General features: G+C 66.4%; 4 protein-coding genes and 4 pseudogenes. 4 read left to right on the forward strand and 4 right to left on the reverse strand.

Translation table 11 applies throughout. The features are described 5' to 3' along the window. The 4 genes and pseudogenes from AC2VON_RS25430 to AC2VON_RS25445 form a co-directional block, all read left to right on the forward strand. Positions 1–209, forward strand: a pseudogene (locus AC2VON_RS25430) (acyl-CoA dehydrogenase family protein); the annotation flags it as partial. Between the two features lie 40 nt (positions 210–249). Continuing rightward, positions 250–1,125 (forward strand): glyoxalase III HchA, encoded by an 876-nt coding sequence (hchA, locus tag AC2VON_RS25435; RefSeq protein WP_486955297.1) that lies wholly within the window; start codon positions 250–252, stop codon positions 1,123–1,125. A gap of 82 nt (positions 1,126–1,207) precedes the next feature. Continuing rightward, positions 1,208–2,077 carry a hypothetical protein gene (locus tag AC2VON_RS25440; protein ID WP_486955298.1) on the forward strand — a complete coding sequence of 290 codons (870 nt, stop codon included), beginning with the start codon at positions 1,208–1,210 and terminating at the stop codon, positions 2,075–2,077. A gap of 606 nt (positions 2,078–2,683) precedes the next feature. Next, a pseudogene (locus AC2VON_RS25445) lies at positions 2,684–4,071 on the forward strand (PE family protein); the annotation flags it as partial. Between the two features lie 812 nt (positions 4,072–4,883). Here AC2VON_RS25445 and AC2VON_RS25450 read toward each other — a convergent pair. The 4 genes and pseudogenes from AC2VON_RS25450 to AC2VON_RS25465 form a co-directional block, all read right to left on the reverse strand. Continuing rightward, positions 4,884–5,018 (reverse strand): annotated as a pseudogene (locus AC2VON_RS25450) (IS3-like element ISMyma3 family transposase); the annotation flags it as partial. A gap of 169 nt (positions 5,019–5,187) precedes the next feature. After that, positions 5,188–5,979 (reverse strand): IclR family transcriptional regulator, encoded by a 792-nt coding sequence (locus AC2VON_RS25455; protein ID WP_486955299.1) that lies wholly within the window; start codon positions 5,977–5,979, stop codon positions 5,188–5,190. A gap of 200 nt (positions 5,980–6,179) precedes the next feature. Continuing rightward, positions 6,180–6,617, reverse strand: a pseudogene (locus AC2VON_RS25460) (nuclear transport factor 2 family protein); the annotation flags it as partial. 402 nt (positions 6,618–7,019) lie between these two features. After that, positions 7,020–7,751, reverse strand: coding sequence for a TetR/AcrR family transcriptional regulator (locus AC2VON_RS25465; protein WP_486955300.1), 732 nt, complete (start codon positions 7,749–7,751; stop codon positions 7,020–7,022). Between the last annotated feature and the right edge of the window lie 130 nt (positions 7,752–7,881).

Below are 7,881 nucleotides of genomic sequence, written 5' to 3' on the forward strand. Positions count from 1 at the left end.
TCGCCGGCACGGCGGCAGTCGTCGACGACGCGGCGGGGCTGCTCGACATCGGCACGCGCTACCTGAGCCGCCAGACCGCCAGCATCGGCGGCGGCACCACCGAGATGGCGCGCAACGTGATCGGCGAGCGGGTGCTGAACTTCCCCCGCGAGTACGCGGCGGACCGCGGCATGCCGTTCAAGCAGGTGCGCCGGGGCGGATCCTCCTGATACGCGTTTACCGGCGCTCCCGCGCGGGCAGTCACCGCGAATGGCGCGCAATGCAGACGAGCTGAGTAAAGAGCCCCGGCCAGACGAGGCGGAGGACAACGCGTTCTTCCCCTCCGCGTACTCGCTGAACGAGTACACGTCGCCCAAGACCGACTTCGACGGTGTACAGCACCCGGGCGCATACACCGGGGGCAGGTGGAAGGTGCTGTTGATCGCGACCGAGGAGCGCTACGTGCTGCTGGAGAACGGCACGATGTTCTCCACCGGCAACCATCCCGTCGAGACGCTGCTTCCGCTGCACCACTTGATGGAGACGGGTTTCGACGTCGACGTCGCGACCATCTCCGGCTACCCGGCCAAGCTGGAGTTGTGGGCCATGCCGCGCGAAGACGGGGCGGTGCTGTCGACCTACGAGGCCCTGAAGCCCAAGCTCAAACAGCCCAAGAGACTGTCGGACGTCGTCGACCACGAGCTCGGCCCCAAATCTGCCTACCTGGCCGTCTTTATCCCCGGCGGCCACGGCGCGGTCGTGGGACTCCCCGACAGCCGGACGGTGGGGCGCACGCTCGACTGGGCCCTGGCCAACGACAGGTTCATCATCACGCTGTGTCACGGCCCGGCCGCGTTGCTCGCCGGCGCGCTGGACAAGGACGAGTCGCCGTTCAAGGGCTACTCGGTCTGTGTCTTTCCCGACGCACTCGACAAGGGGCCGAACGTCGAAATCGGTTACCTGCCCGGTCATCTGCCATGGCTCGTCGGCGATCTACTGGCAAAGCAGGGAGTGACGATCCGCAACGACGACATGACCGGCATGACTCACCGGGACCGCCGGCTGCTCAGCGGCGACAGCCCGCTGGCGTCCGACGCGCTGGGCAGGCTTGCCGCCGAGGCGTTGCTCGAGGCCGTCGAAAGCTGATCGGCTCCTGGCCCCACCGACCCCGAGTCTGTACAGTCGCTCAGCAGTGCGGTAGCCCGACATCGGGGAAAGGCGGCCGGGATTGAGCGACCAACTGCGCGACATCCGGGAGTTGGCCGGCGACTCCGCGGCCTACCGCGACGAGCTGTACCGCCGCTGGACGGGTCTGCTGAGCTACCGCTACATCGGCCGCAAGCATTCGTCGATGGACCTCGGCGAGCCCGACGACACCGTGACCATCCGCCGCGACATGCGCAACGAGGCCGGCGGGCTCATGGTGGCGCCGCTGGCGATCTCCTCACCGGAGGGATGCCAGACCGACATGGTCGCGGTGCCCAACCCCGTGATCGCCTCGGTGCAGATCGTCGACCCCGGCTACGACGTCGGCAGGATCGAGATCGTCGGATCGGGCATCGTGCACCAGGGCCGGACCATGGGGTACGGACGCTGCACGATCGTCGACGCCGACCACCCCGACCGGGTCCTCGCGTTCAACGAGGGCCAGGGGGCGATCATCGGTGTCCCACCCGAAGGCCTTGGCAGGATGGATGTTTCGGGCACCGAGCTGGTGATCGAGGACTCGCCCGACCTGCCGCCGCTGTGGCAGGCCTTCGGCGCCAGCCGGCGCGACGACGGCCACTGGGTGCTGCCCGAGCTGAGCACCGAACTCGCCTCTCCGGACGCGGCCCTGCACATCGGGCCCCAACACGTCGTCCTGGAAACCGCGGCCACCGACCTCGCCGCCGAGGCCGCCGGGACACGAAAGGTTCAGGTGGTCAGCTGGCACGTGATGTTCATGTCGCGCGGCAAGGTGGGCCCGTTCCGCGTCGAGGGCACGGCGCATGCCGGCCGGCCCGGCCGCGTCGGGGTGCGCATGCTGCTGCACGACGAGGGGAACGCCGACAAGGCCGTCACCTCCGCCGCGGCGATTTTCGACGTGGTGGGTTCCTGATCACCTGGTGTAGCAGCTGGTGGACTGGTCCCTGGTCGACGCCGAGTGATCGCTTGCGCGCTACCCATCCCGCGCCAGGGTCGATTCTTCGAACGTGCGCCTCGGCGCCGTACTTCCTCGTGGATATCAGCGGTTATCCATGAAGATCTCACGGGCCGGCCGCCGCCGTAGACGCAACAACAGCGCGCTCGCCATCGAGCTGCGGCCATCAGCGCAGTTAGTGTCTCCTGCGCTGGGCTGCCGAGGACCGGCAAGGCGGCGGGCTTGATGAGGGGACCGCACCCAACGGTGCAATGGGCGCGCCTTTTCTACGACCGCCGTGCACGGGTATGGGCTGGCGCCAGGGTCTCACGTAGCAATTACTGGCCGCCCGCGGTCGTTTACGTACGCGGCCACTAATCGAACGAGTCAGGGTTGCCGCTAACCGGCAGATGTTAGGGCGACCAGGCAGGAATCCACGCTCTTCGTCGCCGCACTACGCGCGTCCGGGTGAAGTCTCTTGGCAAGCTTGGTGAACTGAAAATTGCGCATTTGTACGCATGTGCAATAGTACGGTTTCTAAGTTCCGAAAGTCTGCCCAGCGAACCACCTCAGAGGGGGATTGCGTTGTCGTATCTGCTGGTGGTTCCCGAGGTATTGGCGTCGACGGCAGCAGATGTGGCGGGTATCGGTTCGTCACTGAGTGTTGCTTACACTGCGGCGGCGGCGACGTCGACGACGTCGGTGATGCCCGCCGCGAGCGATGAGGTCTCGACGGTGATCGCGTCGCTGTTTTCCGTTCATGCGCGCGAGTTTCAGGCGTTGAACGCTCAGGTGGCAACGGTGCACCAGCAGTTCGTGCAGGCATTGAACGGCGCGCGGATGTCGTATTCGGCCACCGACGCGGCTAATGCCTCGCCGTTGGCGGCCGCCCAGCACGACGTGCTGTCGGCGTTTAATGCGCCCGTCCGGTCGTTGCAGCGTGCCGCTCAGTCCGGGGCGCTGTTTTCTCCGTGGCGGGATCTCACAGGTCGGCCGCTGTTCGGTGATGGCACCAATGGTGCGCCGGGGACGGGGCAGGCCGGCGGCCCGGGTGGCTGGCTGTGGGGCAACGGCGGCAATGGCGGGTCGGGCGCACCTGGCCAAAATGGTGGGGCCGGCGGGTCAGCCTTCCTGTTCGGCAGCGGCGGTATGGGCGGGGTCGGCGGTATCGGTGTCGCTGGCTCGGTTGGCGCCTCTGGTGGCTTGGGCGGCTTGGGTGGTAACGGTGGGGTCGGCGGGGCCGGCGGTAATGGCGGACTCCTGTGGGGTAGCGGCGGTGCCGGCGGGTCTGGCGGGCTGGGCGGCGTGGGCGGTACCGGGGGTATTGGTGGCGCCGGCGCCGCTGGTGCGGCCGGTGTCAACGCCGGGGCTGGGGGCATGGGCGTGATAGGGGGTCAGGGTGGCACGGGCGGTGACGGCGGGGCTGGCGGGGTAGGTGGCCAGAGCCACGGGTTGTTCGGCGGCACTGCGGGTGCCCAGGGCAACGGCGGTGCCGGCGGCATGGGGGGCCAGGGCGGCCAGGGCGGCACGGGTGCCGCTGATACCGGCTCCGGCGCCGGGACTGGTGGTCAGGGTGGCGCAGGCGGGGCAGCCGGATTAGGCGGCCATGCGGGCAGCGGCGGGACCGATGGTGCTGCAGGCGCTGGCGGGGCCGGCGGGCAGGTGGTACCGGCGGGGCGGGCATGCAGGGCAGCGCCGGGGTCGCCAATGTCAATGGGGGCCAAGGCGGTCAAGGCACCCAGGGCGGGGCCGGCGGGCACGGCGGGAGCGGGGGCAGCGCGGGAATCGGGGGCATCAACGGAGCCGGCGGCACCGGCGGTACCGGCGGCACCGGCGGGCAAGGCGGTCTCGGCGCCACCGGCAGCGCGGACACCGGCAGTGGCGCCGGGGCTGGTGGCACCGGGGGCAGCGCCGGGGCCGGCGGGGCGGGCGGGGTTGCGGGCAGCGGCGCGGGCGCAGCCGGTGATGCGGGTGCGACCGTGCGCCCGCGCCAGCGGGTCGTCGTCGAGGCCGTCGAGTGTGGGGGCATGCAGCTCGTGCCATAGCGTGATCGCCGATCCGCGGGCCAGCACGGCTGAGGCGATGGCCGGCCAGGCGCTCTCGGTTCGCCGCTGCCCGGCTTGGGCGGGTCGCTCGTCGAGCAGAGCGAGCAGCGCGGCTCGTTCGTCGTCGAGGTCGTGGGCGGGGCTCACGCGGGTCTACTCACCGTTCCCGGAAGGCCCCGGGGCGGAATGCCTTCGACGGGCTGGAGCGCAACACGGGTCGCAGTCGCGGGTGTCTGGCTCGATGCTGTGGGCCGGGTTTCGGGTGACGCGGGCCGCTGCGCGGCCGCCCTGTATCCGCGAAGCCGGTCACTGCGGAACCGGTGATGGCGCCGCCGGTCGGGGGTGCGGGCGCGGTGAGCCGCGCGATTCTGGTCGGTGGGGCCGCGGTCGCCGACCGGTGGGGCCATGCTTGGCAGCGTTGGGCCGCATTCATGGCCACGACGGTAGAACGACCCCCTGACAACCGGCATCGCTTTTCGAATGAGCGCTGTCCGATCGGAGCGGGTTGCTCGGAGGCGGGTGGCTGTCAGATTGGGCGTTCGGCGGTGTCGCGACGCTGGCGGCCGGCCGCCGTGCCGCGAAAGGCGGTCGGCGCGGAGCGGCCAGTGCCGGGGACTTGTCTTGTTTGTCTTGGCTGCTGCTAAGTGCGGTGCGCGGCGTTACGCTCGATTTTGCTGGTGAGCCGCTGGCTGAGGGGAGGGGCGGCATTCCGCGAAAAAATCCGGGCTAGGTCCGATCGAAGGAGTGCCGATCCCCATTATGCCCGCGACGACGGTGATCGCCGCCCACTGCGACGCATACTGCGGGCGCACCTCAGCGACCATGCGCACCGCACGCTCACGCAGCTCGTCGGGGTACTTGTTGACACGTCCCATAACCCAGATCCTCCCACGATCGGGAGTCTCCGGAAACGCCGGGACGGGTCAGTTCCCCGGTCGAATTCCGTTGGGTTAGAGTACAACTCGTGGTCAAATCACCTCTGACTTACACAGAATTCCCGACAGGCTCCCCCGCCTCAGTAAACGGAGCGGCTGATTCGTGCGCTCAAGCCACCTCACCACGCAATAGCTGAGTTATCCGCGCAGCTGCGTCGACGACCAGTGGCACCACCCATTCGATCGGTGTCGAGTTTCTGATGCCACAAACGCAAACTGCCGCAACGGGGCCTTTGCCATCGAAGATCGCGGTCGCCACGCTTGGCAACTCCATGCCCAGAAATCGACGAGTACGGTCTCCGCGATCAAGCGAAACACCACGTCCTTGCCTGATCCGTGTGAGCTCCTGATGCAGACTGGCCATATTCCAGCCCGCACCGCCAGAGGAGCCGAGTAGCCGCTGGCCGAAGAGGTCATCAACTTCCTCCGGCGGCAGCCATGCGAGCATCGCGCGGCCGCCGGTGGTGCGATATGCGCGCTGCCGTAAACCCACCTTCGAGGGAAGCGACATCGCGAAGTGGCCGCCAATCTTGTCGAGGAAAACCTCGTCGCGTCCTTGCAACGCGGCCAAGTGCACAACCAGACCGGTACGAAGGTGCAGTCGATGCAAATGCTCAGACGCCGCTTGCCGGATCTCGCCCAGCAACCCGTCTTGGCTGCCCAGCCGGAGGGCGCGCCTTCCCAGACTGTATTGGGCGCCGCCGCGCTCAAGCCATTGCAGCTTGACCAGCTGCGCCAGAATCCGGTGCGTTGTCGACCGCGGCAGACTCGCGCGACTGGCGATCTGGTCGAGGTTCAAACGCGAGGTCGGACGCTGCTCGAACGCGTCGAGGATCAAAGTGACGCGCTCCACCATGGATGGTGAAGACACCTCTTGGCGATCAGCGTTGACGGCCCCCATCACAGGACCTCCAGAAAGAGGGTCTGGCTGCCGATCTTCACCGAGCAACCGGACAAAACGAACGGGCTCCCCGGAATTTAGCAGCGCTCAAGCCGGTCACCAAGCGTACTGAGCGGTAACTTCGGCCCAGCCGTAACCGGATAGCTGTCGCGGTCGGGGCTCAGCAATGTAATGCCTTGTCGGCATAACTTGAAACCGGCGACGCCGCACAGCGACATAGCGGCCTCGTACGTGCGTTGGTACCCGGTCACGCTGATCTTTCAGCCACCATCGGTGCGGCGATACCGGTCGCGGTAGAACGCCGCGACGATCAGAATGGACTCGTGATCGGTCCCGATGACGCGATCCTGTAAGCACCAAATGCCCGACGCGGTACTTTGGGCCGGCCAACGTGATTTCGGGATGGGGTGACCCGGAGTTCGCTGATGACCTTCGCACGCAACGAAGACCGCATGGAGTGCACGAGTGACGCGCCATCAGTGAACTTGTGACCCTCGCCCCTTCGACGCACCGTAGTCCGCGGTCAGCGTACTCCCGAAAACATCCCAGGGGCCGGTATCCAGCTTTCGCAAGTAGCGGTGTTTGACCTGCTCGATGGCGTCGATGGATTTGATCGTTTCGGCAGACCACGGAATCATGCATCAGATCAGTGAACCACTGAAAGCCCCAGACCCGCTCAGTGGACCTCATCGACTGAAAGCGCCGAAGACCGATGTCGGGTCCGCCATACCGCTCAGCGAGATGCGGTCACCACACTCGCGCAGAGACAGGCCACGATGTCCCGGTGACAGATTTGCGGACTCACGGACCGTGGGCGGTGTTCGGCGAAGGCTTGTACCAGCCATCACCGAGATTGAGGGTGTGAGGTGAACCCCTCGTACTGGTCCAGGTGGGCTCAGTAACGGGACTCGCCAGGCGATCACCGCGGTATCCAAGCGGCTGGGGATGATCGCTGAGGCTTTGCGACGAATCCGGCAGCATCGGTCCGAAGAGCTCATCATGGTGCTCGACGATAGAACGCAGAGCCGTTGCAGCGGCGCTTATTGTCGGCGCTGGCCTCCTACGCGAAGGGCCCGGCGTAGCGGTTCCGCTACCTGCCTGCTGGCGCCGGTTATCGCCGTGGTGAGTGAGGCCAGACTCCTGAAGGCTCCGCGGCCCAGGTTTTTGGTGGGGGATTCCTTCGACCGGGCGCGGGCTACCTCGGGGTGCCCGAAAACGCAGTCGGATGCGCGCACACATAGTGCGGTGAGGTCAGCTTGCGTGATTTTCTGCGACTGAACCCATTTCACGCACGCGGCGCGAAGGAAGGCCAACCAGCCGTCGGCGGCGATCTCGGTGGCGGCGCGCGGATGTCCCTCTGCGACAAGTTTGTCGGTCAGGCGTCGGACGATCATATTGAGTTCTTCGGTGATGATCGCCTGGATCTCCGGATCATCCGACAACGCGCCGCGGTTGATCGCGATTGCTTCAAACGGGTGATCGGCGAAATATTGGATATGAGCCTCTAGCACGCTGGCAATCTGTTCGTTCAGCGGCAGCAGTGGATCAGGATTGGTGCGTGCCAGCAACCTGTGACTTGATCGCTTAAAAATCGCTACGTATAAATCCCGTTTGCCCGGAAAATAATGATATAGCAATGCCCTGGACACACCCGCGCGGGCGGCGATGTCCTCGACATACACATCCTCGTAGGGTCGCTCCGCGAACATCGCGGCTGCGACATCGAGCAACTGCTCACGCCGTATTTGCGGATCGAGCCGACGCCGCTTCAAACAACACCCTCCGCCATATCGAATCGCAGACGGCCCACTAAGCCTCGATCCGTGGACTGAACCCGGTGAGGTGTGTCGAGTCTGATTTTTACCACGGTTTTGGTTGTGTGCAGCGGGTAGCTGCTGGTCT

It is taken from the genome of Mycobacterium sp. TH-M82 (assembly GCF_057473605.1).

What these genes read in the sequence shown, in the direction of transcription:
- AC2VON_RS25455 (WP_486955299.1), bottom strand. Translation starts at nt 5,979, where the DNA reads ATGGGGGCCGTCAACGCTGATCGCCAAGAGGTGTCTTCACCATCCATG.
- hchA (WP_486955297.1), top strand. Translation starts at nt 250, where the DNA reads ATGGCGCGCAATGCAGACGAGCTGAGTAAAGAGCCCCGGCCAGACGAG.